This is a genomic window from Paeniglutamicibacter antarcticus, assembly GCF_039544305.1.
Taxonomy (GTDB): domain Bacteria; phylum Actinomycetota; class Actinomycetes; order Actinomycetales; family Micrococcaceae; genus Paeniglutamicibacter; species Paeniglutamicibacter antarcticus_C.
Genome location: NZ_BAABLK010000027.1, coordinates 241,174 through 257,298, shown reverse-complemented (window position 1 = coordinate 257,298; position 16,125 = coordinate 241,174). Strand labels below are relative to the sequence as shown.

Annotated in this window: 16 protein-coding genes; 8 read left to right on the top strand and 8 right to left on the bottom strand. The window is 64.2% G+C overall.

Features of this window, described 5'->3' with window-relative positions; translation table 11 throughout:
- The first annotated feature begins 190 nt into the window (after window positions 1-190).
- The 4 genes from ABEA12_RS09055 (at window position 191) to ABEA12_RS09045 (ending at window position 1,948) form a co-directional block, all read left to right on the top strand.
- Window positions 191-394 (top strand): DUF1761 domain-containing protein, encoded by a 204-nt coding sequence (locus ABEA12_RS09055; RefSeq protein WP_345467725.1) that lies wholly within the window; start codon window positions 191-193, stop codon window positions 392-394.
- Between the two features lie 23 nt (window positions 395-417).
- Complete coding sequence (locus tag ABEA12_RS09050; RefSeq protein WP_345467722.1) at window positions 418-657, top strand: YciI family protein; 240 nt, start codon at window positions 418-420, stop codon at window positions 655-657.
- 165 nt (window positions 658-822) lie between these two features.
- Window positions 823-1,176 carry an RNA polymerase sigma factor gene (locus ABEA12_RS18675; RefSeq protein WP_425571764.1) on the top strand — a complete coding sequence of 118 codons (354 nt, stop codon included), beginning with the start codon at window positions 823-825 and terminating at the stop codon, window positions 1,174-1,176.
- Entirely contained in the window at window positions 1,082-1,948 is an 867-nt protein-coding gene (locus ABEA12_RS09045) for a DUF6596 domain-containing protein (RefSeq protein WP_210101487.1), read from the top strand. Before ABEA12_RS18675 ends, ABEA12_RS09045 begins: the two co-directional genes overlap by 95 nt.
- Here ABEA12_RS09045 and ABEA12_RS09040 read toward each other — a convergent pair.
- Genes ABEA12_RS09040 through truB form a run of 3 tightly spaced genes read right to left on the bottom strand, consistent with a single transcriptional unit; the run spans window position 1,945 to window position 3,770 of the window.
- The gene (locus tag ABEA12_RS09040) at window positions 1,945-2,469 is read right to left on the bottom strand and encodes a hypothetical protein (RefSeq protein ID WP_210101488.1); all 525 of its coding nucleotides are present in this window, start codon (window positions 2,467-2,469) and stop codon (window positions 1,945-1,947) included. The two genes, ABEA12_RS09045 and ABEA12_RS09040, sit on opposite strands and share 4 nt — an antisense overlap.
- On the bottom strand, window positions 2,466-2,840 hold the full coding sequence (locus ABEA12_RS09035; RefSeq protein WP_210101489.1) for a hypothetical protein: 375 nt from the start codon (window positions 2,838-2,840) through the stop codon (window positions 2,466-2,468). The genes ABEA12_RS09040 and ABEA12_RS09035 overlap by 4 nt, the downstream gene beginning before the upstream one ends.
- A 51-nt stretch (window positions 2,841-2,891) precedes the next feature.
- Window positions 2,892-3,770, bottom strand: coding sequence for a tRNA pseudouridine(55) synthase TruB (gene truB / locus ABEA12_RS09030; RefSeq protein WP_210102618.1), 879 nt, complete (start codon window positions 3,768-3,770; stop codon window positions 2,892-2,894).
- A gap of 168 nt (window positions 3,771-3,938) precedes the next feature.
- On the opposite strand from truB, the gene ABEA12_RS09025 reads away from it, so the two are divergent.
- The 3 genes from ABEA12_RS09025 to ABEA12_RS09015 all read left to right on the top strand — a co-directional run bounded on the left by ABEA12_RS09025 (window position 3,939) and on the right by ABEA12_RS09015 (window position 8,829).
- Window positions 3,939-5,681 carry an HNH endonuclease signature motif containing protein gene (locus ABEA12_RS09025; protein ID WP_210101490.1) on the top strand — a complete coding sequence of 581 codons (1,743 nt, stop codon included), beginning with the start codon at window positions 3,939-3,941 and terminating at the stop codon, window positions 5,679-5,681.
- A gap of 246 nt (window positions 5,682-5,927) precedes the next feature.
- A complete protein-coding gene (locus tag ABEA12_RS09020; protein WP_210101491.1) occupies window positions 5,928-7,349 on the top strand; it encodes an MFS transporter in 1,422 nt (473 codons plus the stop codon).
- A 379-nt stretch (window positions 7,350-7,728) separates the two neighbouring features.
- Window positions 7,729-8,829 carry a ScyD/ScyE family protein gene (locus ABEA12_RS09015; RefSeq protein WP_210101492.1) on the top strand — a complete coding sequence of 367 codons (1,101 nt, stop codon included), beginning with the start codon at window positions 7,729-7,731 and terminating at the stop codon, window positions 8,827-8,829.
- 139 nt (window positions 8,830-8,968) lie between these two features.
- Here ABEA12_RS09015 and rbfA read toward each other — a convergent pair whose 3' ends face one another.
- The 5 genes from rbfA to rimP all read right to left on the bottom strand — a co-directional run bounded on the left by rbfA (window position 8,969) and on the right by rimP (window position 14,623).
- Window positions 8,969-9,403 carry a 30S ribosome-binding factor RbfA gene (rbfA, locus tag ABEA12_RS09010; protein ID WP_210101493.1) on the bottom strand — a complete coding sequence of 145 codons (435 nt, stop codon included), beginning with the start codon at window positions 9,401-9,403 and terminating at the stop codon, window positions 8,969-8,971.
- 114 nt (window positions 9,404-9,517) lie between these two features.
- Window positions 9,518-12,352, bottom strand: coding sequence for a translation initiation factor IF-2 (infB, locus tag ABEA12_RS09005; RefSeq protein WP_210101494.1), 2,835 nt, complete (start codon window positions 12,350-12,352; stop codon window positions 9,518-9,520).
- A 163-nt stretch (window positions 12,353-12,515) separates the two neighbouring features.
- Window positions 12,516-12,839: a YlxR family protein gene (locus ABEA12_RS18670; protein ID WP_425571763.1), complete on the bottom strand. Its 324-nt coding sequence runs from the start codon at window positions 12,837-12,839 to the stop codon at window positions 12,516-12,518.
- 229 nt (window positions 12,840-13,068) lie between these two features.
- Window positions 13,069-14,043 carry a transcription termination factor NusA gene (nusA, locus tag ABEA12_RS09000; RefSeq protein ID WP_210101496.1) on the bottom strand — a complete coding sequence of 325 codons (975 nt, stop codon included), beginning with the start codon at window positions 14,041-14,043 and terminating at the stop codon, window positions 13,069-13,071.
- 1 nt (window position 14,044) lies between these two features.
- Window positions 14,045-14,623 carry a ribosome maturation factor RimP gene (gene rimP / locus ABEA12_RS08995; RefSeq protein ID WP_210101497.1) on the bottom strand — a complete coding sequence of 193 codons (579 nt, stop codon included), beginning with the start codon at window positions 14,621-14,623 and terminating at the stop codon, window positions 14,045-14,047.
- A gap of 118 nt (window positions 14,624-14,741) precedes the next feature.
- Between rimP and ABEA12_RS08990 the strand changes: the two genes are divergently transcribed.
- Window positions 14,742-16,076 carry a hypothetical protein gene (locus ABEA12_RS08990; protein ID WP_210101498.1) on the top strand — a complete coding sequence of 445 codons (1,335 nt, stop codon included), beginning with the start codon at window positions 14,742-14,744 and terminating at the stop codon, window positions 16,074-16,076.
- Window positions 16,077-16,125: the final 49 nt, after the last annotated feature.

Below are 16,125 nucleotides of genomic sequence, written 5' to 3'. Positions count from 1 at the left end.
TCCCGGTTATCCTGGCATCCATCGTTGGCATGGGGATCGGAGCCGTGTGGTTCGCACGTCCGGTCGTGGGTGCCCAATGGAGGAGGGCTGCGCGCCTTGACCCGGCATCCGCCCCGCAGGGGGTGGGTTTATCCCGTGGCGTTCCTGGCCACGATCACGACCGCCGCCGTGCTCAGCATCGCCGCACACGTTGCCCACCTGGGGATCGGTGGATCATTCCTGGGGGTCTGGATCCTCAAGCGGCGCACTGGGATGGCTCGGCCTCACGTTGGCCCGCGGCACCGTGGAGTACCTATTCGAGCGACGACCCGCATCCTTGTTCATCATCGACATGGGGCACCGGCTAATCGTCGTGGTGGCGATGGCCGGAATCATCGGCGTCTTTGGCGCATAGTCCCTACAACACAAGGAGCTCTCATGCAGTACATGATCATGATCTATTCACAGGAGTTCGAGGCGCCTTCGCCCCAGGACCCCGGTTTGCAGGAACACTTGGCACCCTGGGCAGCGTTCAACCAGACCCACGCGGCCTCGATCCTCGGGGCAGGCCAGCTGGAGCCGGTCGCAACCTCCACGACGATCCGGCGGCCGTTCGGTGGCACCGGCACGATCATCGACGGGCCCTTCGCCGAGACTAAGGAAGTCTTCGGCGGGTAGCACCTCATCGAGGTACTCGATTTGGATGCCGCGCCGGGGATCGGCGCAGCGATCCCCGGCGCGGCAGGAAGCCACGAGGTGCGCCCGCTGAGGCCAGGCTTCCCGGTGTGAGCGCCGATCACCGCGAAGCGGTCACCCTTGTTGGCCCGCGCGCAGAGCGGCCATGTGCTCGCCCTCCTTGCGGCGCGGTTCGGCCTGGACATCGCCGACGACGCCGTCCAGGACGCGCTTCTTCAGGCACTGGGCTGGACCGGGGAACCACGAAATCCCGCGGGGTGGATCTACACCATTGCGCGCAATCGTGCCATCGACGGGCTCCGCCGCCAGCCGGCAGCAACCCGCCCTGGGGCACGAGAGCTAGGTCGCACTCACGCTGCGGCTGGTTGGCGGATCGAGCACCAGCCAAATCGCCGGTGCACTGTTGTTGCCCGAGTCGACGCTGGCCCAACGCATCGTCCGGGCGAAGGCGAAAATCCAGCGCGCCGGGATCCCCCTCTCGGTGCCCGCCCGGCTCGATGACCGCATCGAGGCGCTGCCGGGAATCCTCTATCTGGTCTTCAACGCGGGTGCCCTCTCCGGCGGACCGGCAGAGGGCATCCGGCTCGAGTTCATGGAGGAGTCGATCCGCCTCTGCATCCGGCTCTTCGAACAGGTTCCCGAGAACGACGGGGTAGCTGGCCTGCTGACGCTCGAAATGTACACGCGCGCACGCTCCTCGGCGCGGTTCCGCGACGGAGCCCTGGTGCTGGTTGGCGATCAGGACCGGTCCCTGTGGGATCGTGAACTCATCACGCAGGCCGATGCCGTACGTGTCCGTTCGCTACGAGGCGGCAAGCCCTGCCCCTATGCCCCGCAGGGCGCCATCGACCAATGCCACTGCCACCCGGGAAACACGGATGCCACCAACCGGCCACGCATCGTTTCACTGTATTCGGCTCTTCCCGCCGTAGCGCCCACACCGGCCGTTGCCCTGAACCATGCCGTCGCGGTCTCGATGGCCGACGCGCCGCTTCACGGCTTGGGACTGCTGGATTCATTAACCGACTTGGAAGACTATTATCCCTACTGGGCCACGCGAGGTGAACTTCTTGCCCGATCCGGCCCGATCGAAGATGCGCTCCGGGACCTCGCCCGCGCTGTCCCTGGCCATCAATCCGGCAGAACGGCGCCACCTCGAAGGACGGCTGGCCATCCTGGGTCCAACTTGAAGCGCACGCCGAAGCACCGGCAGGCGAGTCCGCCCTGGCGCTCTGCACGAACAATGTTGCCCGCCGAGGCACTGGTTTCCTAGGTTGCCGGGACCTCGGGGTCAACTGTCGGCGCAACGTCCTGTTCCACGGGCATGCGGTGCCGGGCCAACCACCACAGGCCGATGACCGGCAGCACCAGTGGCACGTAGCCGTAGCCCGAACCGAAGTGCGACCACACCGCCGGGTGGGCAAAGAGCGCGGGCAACGCGAAGCTCAGCATGCCGACCACCAGCACTCCGATGAGCTCGAAGACGACCGCATACCAGGACAGCCTCCAGCTGCCGGGCTTCTTCGATGCCAGCGCGAGCGTCGCCACGATGTACACGACCCCAGCCAACGCGCTGAGCAGGTAGGCCAGCGGCGCGGCGGAGAAGTCGAGCATGATCTGGTAGAGCGCGCGCACCGTTGCCGAAAGCGCCAGCACGCCGTAGACGGCGATGATGATCCGTCCCAGCCCGGAGGAACGTCCGGCGTTGGAGCGTGCCGGTTTCCTGCCCTTGCCCCGTGAGGCGGCATCGACGATCCGTGAACGCTTCACCTGGTGTTTTTCCGCTTCGCTCATGCCGGCAGTGCCCCGTCCCAAATCTGTTCCATCCTGTACAACATCACAAATACGATTGCCCCGGAGACCGCCAGCACCATGTTCGACCACCGTGATTTATCGGTGACCGCCCAGATGAACGCCAGCACCGGGATCAGCAGCGCGGTGAGCAGGTAACCCCAGAACTCCCACGGCTCCCCGTTGATTCCCTGTCCCCCGGCCTGCCGGATAGCCGCGGCAATGCCGTAAACCACCAGGAAGACCTCCAGCAGCGCGACCGAGACCAGCGCAAAGTCATCGGGATAGGTCCGGATGATGGTGGCCAGCACGCCCAGAAGCACCGCCACGGCGCACAGGATGGAACCTGCAATAAAAAATCCGTCAACGACCACGGCGGAATTTACCCCTTAAGAATCAATTGTTCACGCATGGGTGCCAACCGCCTATGAAGCGGTGGCAAAGACCAGTTCGGGCTTGGCCTCGGCGCCCTTGTTCTTCAACAGCGCCACCAGCGTCCCGTCCAGGGCGAACGCCGCGGTCACCTCGTCGGTCTCATTGGCGCTGATGCGTCGGCCGAAGGAGAGCTCGATGCGTTCGTGCTCGGTCAAGTCCCGGCGGATGAAGAGTGCATCGGCGGCATCTTCCATCGGCAGGTACTCGAAATCATTCGCCAGCTGCTCCAGGGTGCGCGCCCGATCCAGCGTGTACGGGCCGACCTCGGTGCGCCGCAGTGCACTGAGGTGTCCGCCGACGGCCAGGTCCTCGCCCAAATCGCGGGCCAGTGCGCGGATGTAGGTGCCCGAGGAGCACTCGACCGTCACGTCAATGTCCTGGACCTTGCCGCCGCGTTCACGGCGGATCTCGTGGACCTCAAAGCGGTGGATCGTCACCGGCCGGGCAGCAAGCTTCATTTCTTCCCCGGCACGCACGCGGGCGTAGGAACGTTCCCCGTTGACCTTGATGGCGCTGACCGAGGAGGGTACCTGCTGGATCTCGCCGGTGAGCTTGGCGATCGATTCGCGGATCTGTTCCTCGGTGAGTGCCGCGGCGATGCGGGTTTGCACGATCTCGCCCTCAGCGTCATCGGTGATCGTTGACTCGCCCAGCCGGATGGTGGCCGTGTAGGTCTTGTTGGCGCCCACGATGTAGGTCAAAAGACGCGTTGCCTTGTTGATGCCCAGCACCAGTACGCCGGTGGCCATCGGGTCCAAGGTGCCCGCGTGTCCCACCTTGCGTGTTCCGGCCAGCCTGCGTGTGCGGCCAACCACGTCGTGGCTCGTCCAACCCGCAGGTTTGTCGACGATGACCAGGCCGGAGCCGATGGCTTGGGTGGGGTTCTGCGGTGCTGTTTTCACGCCCTCCAGTATAGGCCGGTTCCCTGGAGGTATTTTCCAGCGACTTCTTTTCTGCGCTGCGCCCGTTGGATCCGTTATCCACATTTCCCGCGCTGTGCCTCCCGAAACCGGGCCAACCGCGCCACGATGGTTGGCATGAACTTCCAGGAGACCATTGAGGCCCTTACCCACTTCCGTGGGCTGGAGCGTGAGAAACTCGACACCACCACGGCGATGCGTCTGCTCTTGGCTGCGGCCGGGCTGCAGCGCAATCTCGTGTCACATTTGGCACAGACCAACACCTCCCCGGTATTGGCAGCCATGTTGGTCCAGGTGGTGGAGTCGGCACACCGCACCGCCGGCCACCAACAGCTGCTGGTGGCCTCGAATGCCCAGCACGCTCTCGTCCAGGAGCTGCCGTCCGACTCCCTGGACGAAGTCCACCGAATCACCCGGGAACCCGCCGGGTTCATCGCTGGTTCCCAAACCCCGCCCGCCGATCCGCAAACCGTTCCCACCGGCCGCATGCCCCATCTGGACACCGCCGGCTACCTGCAAGCCAGCCTGCACCTCTCGATCTTCGAAGCCAGGAACCGGATGGAAGCGGCAGACCTGTTGCTACCGAGAAGCACCCGAAGCGGTGAACAACGGCCGGCGGTTTTTCAACTGCTGGCCGAGACCTTGGCCTCAGCTAATGCAGAGCCCCGAGAAGTCATCGCCGCGGCGCACCGGCTCAGGGAACTGCGCCCACGCATCGCCCATGCCCCCAATCCGATAGGCACGGCCCGGGATATCGAACGCCAGGTTGCGCAATCACTCATCACGGCGGAGTCGAAGGTCACCACCAAACTCATCAAGACCTTGGCCGCCGATTTTCCCGTCGTGGACATTGCATCGGATCCTGCCGAACTGCTCTCACACACGGGAATGTTCTATCGCGGCGAGAAATCCGGCCTACACTACTATTCTCTTGTCCTTTCGCCACTGGATGCGGAGTACGTCGTCTCCTTGAACGCGGCCACCGATAATCCCCGAACCCTCGCCGGGGACCGCGAGAGGCTATTCGATGAATCACCTATTTCACCAAGCTCCGGGACCTCGACAGCCGATCGCGACAAGGCCCAAGACCTCCTTCCGGGGCTGGGTTCACAGCCCTCGGGCATCCCTGCATGGGCACTGGCCCCGAAGGCCGAAGACGGCAGCCAGTGCGGGGAGAGCGTCGCTATCCAAGATTCGTTCCGACCGGATCCCGCACGGGCCGTCCCGAATCCAAACGAACACGCGATGGCCCCAGGGGTCATCGATGGATTGACCGTCCCCCAACGGCACCTGCAGTCGATGATGAATCTCTTGCGGACCAACACGGTGATCCGGGGTCCGGGCGAAGGCACCACCGGGCTGCCCTCCCCCACCTTGGTGGTCCATTTCAGCGCGCAGTCGTTGCTGGAAATGGCCGAGGCCAACGGAATCACCACGCATGGCCACCCGGTAACGGTCCCCATGGCCAGGACCTTGTTGTGCAACGGCGAATTCCTGCCCGTCGTTTTCAACGGGAAGGGCAAGGTCTTGGACCTGGGACGGATCAGCCGGAGGTTCCCCGCACACATGAAACGTGCGGTGCTGGCGCGAGACGGCGGATGCTTGGTACCCGGCTGCACCGTGCCTCCGGAACACGTCGAATTCCACCACCGTGAAGCCTGGTCCTTGGGTGGGGGGACAAGCGTCAAAAACTGCCTGCCAGCGTGTACCTACCACCACCATATGATCCACTTGGGATACATCCAGGCGGTTGACCTGGATGGCCTGCCGCATGTCATCATGCCCGGACACCTCGATCCGGAACGAAAACCCCGACGCAACACTTATTGGGGCATCCGACCGCTTATTTCCGTGGCCTGATGCCAGCACGCAAACCGAAGGCATTCCGGTCAGCAACCACTGCGGCTGAGTGCCGTCTTGGATTCAGCATCCGCTCCTGCAACGGCACCGGCCCATCAACGAACACCTGTTCACAGATCGAATGAGCGTGGCGGCATTTCCCTCGTTGGACCACACCACTGAAGGAGTCTTTGCGGGGCGTTGACTTCCAACACCACTGGCTCCTAACGTCAGGATAAGAGGGTCGATCCGAAGAAGGCGAATGCTATGAGCAACCATGAGCGAACCGTGCTGTGGGTGGCAATACTTGCTTCCTTCGTGGCGTTCCTCGACGGCTCCATCGTCAACGTGGCCCTGCCAGCCATAGCCAAGGACCTCGGCGGAGGCATCATCACCCAGCAGTGGGTGTTCGACGGCTACCTGCTCACTCTCGGATCCCTGATCATGGTCGCCGGAAGCCTGTCGGATATCTTCGGGCGGGTCAGGATCCTGCGGACCGGACTTGTCCTTTTCGGCGTCGCCTCCCTGTTGTGCGCCGTTGCGCCGAACGGAGGCATCCTGATTTCCGCACGTCTGCTGCAGGGCGCCTCCGCCGCGCTGCTGGTCCCCAGTTCGTTGGCTCTGATCACTTCATCCTTCAAAGAAGCACCCAGGGCGCGGGCCATCGGGCAGTGGACCGCGTGGACGGGCACCGCGTTCGTTGCCGGCCCGCTGCTTGGCGGATTCCTGGTGGACGCCGTCTCCTGGCGACTGGTGTTTGCCATCAATGTCCTGCCGATCGCGGCTACCTTGGTCTTGCTGGCACGACTTCATGATCCAGCGAGGACCGAATCCCGGACGCCGATCGATTTCCCCGGTGCCGTGCTGGCTGCCCTGGGGCTGGCAGGAACCGTGTTCGCCTTGATCGTCCAGGACGGGCCGGGCTGGGGAAACCCCGTCGTCTATCTGCCATTCGCAGCTGGCCTCGCATGTCTTGGCGCGTTCATTTGGCACCAGGCTAGGACCCCGCACCCGATGATGCCGTTGCACCTTTTCCGCGAACGGAACTTCGGTATCGGGAACCTGTCCACCGCGGCATTTTATGCAGGCATCTCCCTGGGTACGTTCATCATCCCGATCTTCCTGCAGGAGGCTGCCGCCTTCACGGCCTTCGCCGCAGGGATGGCAACCATCCCGCTGACACTGATGTCGTTGGCCCTTTCGGCACTCTTCGGGCCATTGTCGGGCAAGTACGGACCAAGGCTGTTCATGTCCGCGGGGCCGGTACTCGCCGGAGCGGGGTTCCTGCTGATGCTTTCCGTCTCGGACCCGTTGGATTACTGGTGGCAGGTCCTGCCCGGCGTCGTCTTGTTCGGGATCGGACTGGCGGTGACCGTTGCCCCGCTGACAGCAGCAGTTCTGGGTGGCGTTGATCCGGCGCAAAGCGGCATCGGCTCGGCCATCAACAACGCGGTCTCCAGGGTGGCAGGGCTGCTGGCCATTGCCGCGGTTGGCTTGATCGCCGGGCCGGTATTGGATACCGCGGCCTTCCACCGAGTGGTGCTGGTGGCTGCACTGCTGATGATCGCAGCCGGCATAGTCTCGGCATTCGGCATCAGCAACACCAAGCATGCAGAATCCCTGCCCGTTCCTGCGGAGGCCACCGCGGCATGCCACGATCGCATCGTGCCGGCCGGCACCACCGAATAGTTGGTTCGAACACGATCAGCGTCCACGCCTGCCACATAGCCACGCCATTTCCCGGTTCTTGTTACTTGCCGGTCGGGATTGACTTCGATGCATGCGAATTCTATTCTTCTCAGTATCCGGCCGGCGGCCGGATTAACCATGTGTCGGGCAAGGTGCAACTGGGGACACCAAAACCCTCGTCCCGTAAACTACGGCATCACCTCGTAAAGCACTTCATCTACGCGATTCGCTCTTCGGCCATGTGCCTCGCAGGCCGAACCCCTGCTGCGTCTTCCTTCCCGCTGCCAAGGGCCACCCCGCTTGATGAAACGAGCCAGTTCAATAGTTCACGCGCTGCAACGATGCGGCGCGCCCAGTTCTCTTGGCTAGGACCACCATCATGAAGTTTCGCGCGTTTGCGGCTGTCGCCGCTGCCTCGGCCATGACGGTGACGCTCAGCGTCGCCCCTGCCCAGGCCCACAACAACCACCACCCGCCTTCTCCGGAAATCAGCAACGTCAAGACGCTTGCCACCGACCTCGGCGGTCCGCTGAAGGTCGCATTCGGCCCGCATGGCAACACCCTCGTCGCCGAGTCCATGGCCGGCCAGCTCACCTCCGTCTCCCGATCCGGGAAAAAGACCTCGCTTGTCTCGGCTCCGGGCATGGAAATCGTTGGCGTGTCCTATGCCCGCGGCACCACGTACTACTTTGAAAATGCGGGATCCGGGGGCGAGGAACCTCCCCCGGGGGCCACCCCGGCGTTGCTGAAGACCATTGACCATCGGGGCAAGAACCGCACGGTCACCGACATGGCGGCCTTCGAAAAGAAGCACGATCCCGACGGCAAAACCGTCTACGGCGTCCGCGACGTGACCAAAAAATGTTTGTCCCAGGCACCCTACCTGCGCTCAAAGGGAGAGGTCTATTCACACCCGTATTCCTCGCTTCCGACCCGCCACGGGCTGTACGTCGGTGACGCAGGTGCCAATGCCATTCTGCGCGTGAACCATTCGGGCAAGGTCTCCTTGGTCAAGGCGGTTCCCGCCGAACCCATTGCCATCACCACGGGTGTTCAGGCGGCTGCCGCGGAGATGGGCATGAACGTTCCCGATTGCATGCTCGGACACAACTACTGGGCCGAGCCGGTTCCCACCGACATCACCATCAGGGGTCACTGGCTGTACTACACGGTGCTGCCCGGTGCCCCTGGTGAATCGCTGTCCAAGGGCAAGGTCTACAAGATGGACTTGCGCACCAAGCAGACCCACGTCGTTGCTTCGGGCCTCAATGCTCCCACGGGACTTGCACTGGATCGCCGGGGCAATCTCTACGTGGCAGAGCTATTGGGCGGCGGCATCTCCAGGATCGTTAAGGGCAAGGCCGTGACGGTGATGCCGGCACTCCTGGCCAGTGACGTTGCCATCCGTGGCCACCGGCTGATTGCCAGCACCGAAGCGCTTACGCCCTCGGGGAAGCTGGTGACCGCCAGGATCAGGTAGCCAGGCAGGTTCCTCGTTCTGGGCCGGACCGCATTCCGGGCCCGCCGCCAAAGCAAGAAACCCCGGACGGCTCCTGGAAAGCCAGGATCCCCGTCCGGGGTTTCTTGCTGCCCGGTAACCGGGTTCCAAGCGAAAGCGCCTAAGCGTCTTCCTCTTCGTCTTCATGCTTGTAAGGGTCCGCTTCCCCTGCGAAGTCCTTGCCTTCGGAGAGGGCTGCGACCTCGGCATCCTTGGCCTTGGCGACCTTCAGCAACGCTTCGAGGTTCGAGGCGTTGACCGGGATCTCGTCGGCAACGAATTCCAGGGTGGGGGTGAGCCGAACGGTGACGTTCTTGCCGACCTCCTTCCGGAGCACTCCCTTGGCCTTTTCCAGGCCGACCGCTGCATCGGCCTTGGCTTCGTCCTCGCCAAAAACCGTGTAGTAGATGGTGGCATGCTGCAGGTCGTTGGTCACCCGTGCATCAGTGACGGTAACCGTCTCCAGGCGCGGGTCCTTCACGGCCTTGCCCAATGCCTGGGCAACAACCACCTTGATGCGTTGGGCCAGTTTCGCGGCGCGAGCCGAGTCAGCCATGATCACTCCTTCTTTTGACACACTTGTGAACAACCAGCCGAGAGGTTCCTGCGGTGGGGCCGCAGCCGCATGTGGCTGCGGCCCCACCGCTGGATACCCAGACGGGCTACGGGATTAGACGCGCGGCTTTTCGCGCATCTCGTAGGTCTCGATGAAGTCGCCGTCCTTGACGTCGTTGAACGAGCCCAGACCGATACCACATTCGAAGTCCGTGCGGACCTCGGTGGCGTCGTCCTTGAACCGCTTGAGCGAGTCCACGGTGAGTCCATCGCCGATGACCTTGCCATCGCGGGTGACGCGTGCCTTGGAGTTTCGTCGGATGGTGCCCGAGCGCACGATCGAGCCGGCGATGTTGCCGAACTTCGAGGAACGGAACACCTCGCGAACCTCGGCGGTGCCCAGCTGGGCCTCCTCGTACTCCGGCTTCAGCATGCCCTTGAGCGCCAGCTCGATATCGTCGATCGCACCATAGATGACCGAGTAGAAGCGCATGTCGACGCCCTCCTTGTCGGCCAGGTCGGCAACGCGCTCGGCAGGCTTGACGTTGAAGCCGATGATGATGGCGTTGTCCACCGTCGCGAGGTTGACGTCGTTCTGGGTGATGGCGCCAACGCCGCGGTGGATGACGCGCAACTGCACACCTTCGCCCACGTCGATCTTGAGCAGCGAATCCTCCAACGCTTCCACGGCACCGGAAACGTCACCCTTGAGGATGAGGTTGAGGGTGTCGATCTTGCCGTCGGCAACAGCCTGGTCGAAGTCTTCCAGGGTGACGCGCTTGCGACGCTTGGCAAGGGCCGCGTTGCGGTCCGCTGCTTCGCGCTTCTCGGCGATCTGGCGAGCAGTGCGCTCATCGTCGGTGACCAGGAAGGTGTCACCTGCACGCGGGACCGAGGACAGGCCAAGGACCTGTACCGGGCGCGACGGCAGGGCAACGTCGAGGTTCTCGCCGTTTTCGTTGAACATTGCACGCACACGGCCGTGTGCGGTACCGGCAACGATGGTGTCGCCGACGGCCAAGGTACCGGACTGGACCAGCACGGTTGCAACCGCACCGCGACCCTTGTCAAGGTTGGCTTCGATGGCAATGCCGCGAGCGTCCTTATCCGGGTTGGCGCGCATGTCCAAGGCAGCGTCTGCGGTCAGCAGAACGGCGTCGAGCAGTTCGTCGATACCGATCTTCTGCAGAGCCGAAACCTCGATGAACATGGTGTCGCCACCGTATTCCTCCGGGACCAGACCGTACTCGGCCAGCTGGCCCTTGACCTTGTCCGGGTTCGCTGCGTCCTTGTCGATCTTGTTCACTGCCACGACAACCGGGACACCGGCGGCCTTGGCGTGGTTCAGCGCTTCAACCGTCTGCGGCATGACGCCGTCGTCGGCTGCGACCACGAGCACCGCGATATCGGTGACCTTGGCGCCACGGGCACGCATGGCGGTGAACGCCTCGTGGCCCGGGGTGTCAATGAAGGTGATCGCGCGATCGATGTCCTCATGGACGTGGTGGATCTGGTAAGCACCGATGTGCTGGGTGATACCGCCGGCTTCGCCCTCAATGACATTGGACTTTCGGACCGCATCAAGCAGGCGGGTCTTACCGTGGTCGACGTGACCCATGATGGTGACAACCGGCGGACGTGCTTCAAGCATGTCCTCGGTCTCGGCTTCGATTTCGGCATCCAGGTCGATGGAGAACGAGGTGAGCAGTTCGCGCTCTTCGTCCTCGGGGGAAACCACGGTGACGACGTAGCCGAGCTCCGCGCCCAACACGTCGAAGGTGCCTTCATCCAGCGACTGCGTTGCAGTGGCCATTTCGCCCAAGTGGAACAGGACGGTGACCAGTGCTGCCGGGTTGGCGTTGATCTTGTCGGCGAAGTCGGTGATCGAGGCACCGCGACGCAGACGGATCACGGTGGTTCCGTTTCCACGCGGCACGCTCACGCCGCCCAGGCTCGGAGCACTCATCTGCTCCAATTCCTGGCGCTTGGCGCGCTTGGACTTGCGCTGCTTGCCGCGACCGGCGCCTCCCTTGCCGAAGGCACCCTGGGTACCACCGCGACCGCGGTTGGGACCGCCGCCGCCCTTGTAACCGCCGCCGCCGCCAGCTGCACCGGGTGCACCCGGGGCTCCGCCTGGACGTGCCGGGCCACCACGGCCACCTGGGCCCGGACGGCCGCCGGCCGGAGCCGGACGTTCGGTGCGGTTGGGCATCATGCCCGGAGTGGCACGTGCGCCGCCCGGTGTGCGCGGACCTGCACCCGGTGCACTTGCCGCGGGACGCGGACCGCCTGCGCCTGCTGCCGGGCGAGGACCGCCGGCACCTGCTGCGGGACGTGGTCCACCGGCACCAGCTGCCGGACGCGGGCCACCTGGGCGGGGGCCGCCCGGACGAGGACCGCCGGCACCGGGGCCGCCGGTGCGCATGCCCTGCTGCGAGGCAAATGGGTTGTTGCCCGGACGCGGTGCCCCTGGCTTGGCACCCGGACGCGGGGAGGAAGGCCGTTCGGCGCGTTCTGCACGCTCGGGACGTGCGTTCTCACCGGCGGGGCGCATGCCCTGCGAGGAGGAGAACGGGTTGTTGCCCGGACGCGGGGCGCCTGGCTTGGCACCCGGACGCGGGGCACCCGGGCTCGGTGCCTTGGACTCGGCCGGAGCCGGAGTCGCTGGACCCGATGCAGCAGGTGCTTCGGGAGCCGGTGCAGGCTTGGTCTCGGCAGGCTTCGGTGCAGCCGGGGTTGCCGGTGCGGCAGGAGCCTTGGCGGCCGGAGCCGCCTTGGGTGCTGCCGGAACGGCGTCGGGGAACGCGGCGCGCAGCTTGCGCACCACCGGTGCCTCGATGGTTGAGGATGCGGAACGGACGAATTCGCCCATTTCCTGCAGTTTCGTCACTGCATCCTTTGAAGTGATTCCGAGCTCTTTGGCGAGCTCGTGTACGCGGACCTTAGCCACATTTCTCCTGTCTGAAGGTCCGCGCTCACTTCCTAAAAAGTTTTATGCACGAACCAACGTTTGCTGTCTAGCCCAGCATCCAAAACGGATGCCCAAGGCGCTTCGACGCTTAACTGATGCTTCATCGTTAGGCGCTCATCGTTTGGAACTCATCGGGTTTCCATCAGATTTCTGTCCCGCTTTCAGGGTTGGACGTTTCTAAAGGCCGGTTTCCCAGGTTGGGACCTTTCCTTGGCCCACGCTCCGCCAACAACGAGGAAGCATCCACCGCGGTCCGATAGGACCGTGCGAATGCCCCGCGCTGTGCGGCACGTTGGGCACATTCCGGGTTGGGGTGCAACCAAGCACCCCTCCCGGCGAGACGACGGGCCGGATCGGGAACGGGAACGGCCTTGCCGTCCTTCTCCCTTACGACCCAGCGCATCAGCTGGTTCTGGTCCACCACCGTGCGGCAACCAATGCACGTGCGTTGCGGCTGTTGCTGCATCGACACGTTGGTTCTACTTCCGCAATTGATTTACCACTTCGCATAGTGGACCACAGATAAGTCTAGCGCGTTTCGAGGTTTCGTGGAGCGTGCGCTGGGACACGTACTCACGGCCTGGATGCCGGACTTCGCGTCGCCAAGCAAAAGACCGCCGGACAACCAAGCCGGTCGGTACCAATGTGGTTCCGGCCGGTTAGGTTGTCCGACGGTCTTGAGGCGGCGGGGCTTGTTACTTGGTCAGTTCCGCATCCGAGATGATATCGATGCGCCAGCCGGTGAGTTTGGCTGCCAGTCGGGCGTTCTGCCCTTCCTTGCCGATGGCCAGCGACAGCTGGTAATCGGGAACCACGACGCGGGCCGAGCGAGTGGCCTCGTCGGTGATGGTCACCGAAACGACCTTGGAGGGCGAGAGCGCCGAGGCGATGAACTTGGCCGGATCGTCGTTGTAGTCGACGATGTCGATCTTCTCGTCGTTCAGCTCGTTCATCACGGCGCGCACCCGCGACCCCATTTCGCCGATGCACGCACCCTTGGCGTTGACGCCGGAGATGTTGCCCTGCACAGCGATCTTGGTGCGGTGGCCGGCTTCGCGGGCCAGGGCAACGATTTCCACGGCGCCGTCGGCGATTTCCGGGACCTCGAGCTCGAAGAGGCGACGCACCAGGTTCGGGTGCGAACGCGACAGGGTGACGGCCGGGCCCTTGGGTCCGCGGGTCACATCGACCACGTAGCAACGGATGCGGTTGCCGTGGGTGTACTTCTCCCCCGGTACCTGCTCCGGCGGTGGCAGCAGTGCCTCCACGGTGCCCAGATTGACCTGGATCATGATCGGGTTGTTGCCCTGCTGGATCTGCCCGGAGACGACCTCGCCGATCTTGTCCTTGAAGACTCCCACGACGTTGTCGTCCTCGGCATCGCGCAAGCGTTGCAAGATGACCTGTCGTGCGGTGGAAGCGGCGATGCGCCCGAATCCGGTTGGGGTGTCGTCGAACTCGCCAACGACGGTGCCGTCTTCCTCGGTCTCGGTGGCGAAGATCGTCACGTGGCCGTTGCGGCGGTCGACCTCGGCGCGTGCCTGGGGCATCGCTCCGGGGGACTTCTGGTAGGCCAGCAGCAGTGCCTGCTCAATGGTTGGGATCAGTATCTCGAGCGGAATCTCGCGTTCCTTTTCGAGCATGCGCAGCGCGCTCATATCAATGTCCAACTCAGGCCTCCACGTTTTCGTCGTCTTCGTCATCAAGTTCTAGTTCTTGCAGGTCCGCGGCCTCGGCCCGGGTGAACTCCACCTCGACGTTGCCACGGCGGATGGAACCGAATTCCAGGGGGCGCGATTCGCCCTGCTTGGGCTTCATGCCCTTCTTCACTTCGATTTCCGGGACGATCGTGATGCCGGCATCGTCAACCGAAACCAACCGGCCAAGCAGGTTGTCTTCGCCGATGACGTTGACCTTGACCATCCGTCCGACGTTGCGCTTCCAGTGGCGCGGCAGCGTCAATGGACGCGAGGTCCCCGGGGAAGATACTTCAAGTTCATATGGGTCCGAGGTGTCGTGCGGATCCGCATCAAGGGCCTCGGAGATCGAACGGGAGACCTCGGCCACCGCGTCGAGTTCAAGGCCCGCGGTGCCGTCAACCAAATCGACCACCACGTGCACGATTCGCGTATCCCCGGCGCGACGCACATGGACCTCTTCGAGCACCAACTGGTGGGAGGCAACGGTGGGCTCCAGTAGTTCGGTGAGGCGGGTAGCCTCGAGCTGGATGTCTGCCGGCTTGCCGGTCATGAAAGTCCTCCCACATTATTCGATGTTGTGATCACTAGGGTAACGACTTTTCGGCCCTTCCGTCTGCCGCGCTCCCCCTGCATGTCTGCTCTGCGGGTTCGTGGGATGATCAGTGGTGATGGATCAGCACCCAGAGAACCCCAAGCACCAGCATTCCTCCCGGCCCTTCCGACTCACTGCGCGGGGCCGGGCATTGGCCGTTGTCGCCGTGTTTGCCCTCGCCGCCGGAACGCTCGGAACGGGGGTGTACCTGAACCGGGGATCCCCTACATGGCAACGGATCCTGGGCACCGAGCCGGTCATCGAACGGGTTCCCAAGGCAACGGATGAACTACCGGTATTGCTTGAGGCACTGGACTATATTCTTCAGTTCCCGAAGACCACGACGAGCGCGAAAACCACCGAAGCGTTGGAAGGCACCGAGTCCGTGCTCGAGGAGCATGTCGAATTACTCACACCCGGCGCCTTGGCGGCCCTGTCCAGTGCCGCGGCGAGGGAAACCACGGGCGCCGATCCCGAAGCCCCGCCGGCAGCGATCCCGCCGTTGTCCCCGCCCGAATTCGCTTGGCGCCTGGCGCAGACCGGAAACGACCTGCTGGAGCAGGCGCTTGCGGCACCGGAGCAGGAGTCGCGCAGGCTCGCGGGGTCGGGGATCGAGTTGGGCCTCCAGGCCCGCACCGTGCTCTTAGCCACCGGTGCTGCCCAGGAAAAGATCGAGGCCTTGCCCGCACCGGCCCCATTGCCGGCTGACGGAGCCGGGGCATCGACTCCCTCCCTCAGCAACGTCCCTGAAGCGGAGGCAACGCCGGCGACCGCTTCGCCGGAACCTTCCGCCTTGGGCGATGGTGATACAACGACGGCGCAGGCGGGGCTCCCGGAGTTCGAGTTCGCCAGCTGCCCGGTATTGGTCCCCGGCGACACCGGGCCCAGCGACGGGGCCGGGGTCGAGGCACAGGATACCTCCGACCCCGGCCCCTCGGAGGGCGCTGCAGTGAGCCTTGGCTCCGGCCAGCTGCTGGGCGAGGTGATCGACGCCGCCTACCGGCTCGGTTACGCCTACGACGTTGCTGGGGCGCGGACCAATGCGGGGCTGCGCACCACGGCCTGGGACAGGTCCGGGGTCTTGGTGGATTTCGCGGAGTCGCTCGAGGGCCAACTTGATGAGGGCCTGGACTGCGCGCCGCTTCGGCAGCCTGCCTACCAATTACCGGCCGATGCTATCGAAAACCCGATGGATTCCGCACACAGCGGCGAGGGGCAGTTGGCCCTGCTTCTGCGCGACGCCGCGGCAGCCCAAACAGGCAATGCCCGGGAATACCTGTTCACCGCAGCGTGGGACCACGGGCTCTATACCCAGCAGGTCACCGGCACCGCTCCGGACTTCACCCAGGTCAAGGACGTGCGGCAGGAGCCGGAAACCGCACCTGGGTCTCCGGCGGCTCCTGGCAACTAACCACGGCCACGATGACTCCCGGCACGCACTTCAAGGACCGGGCTCGGTC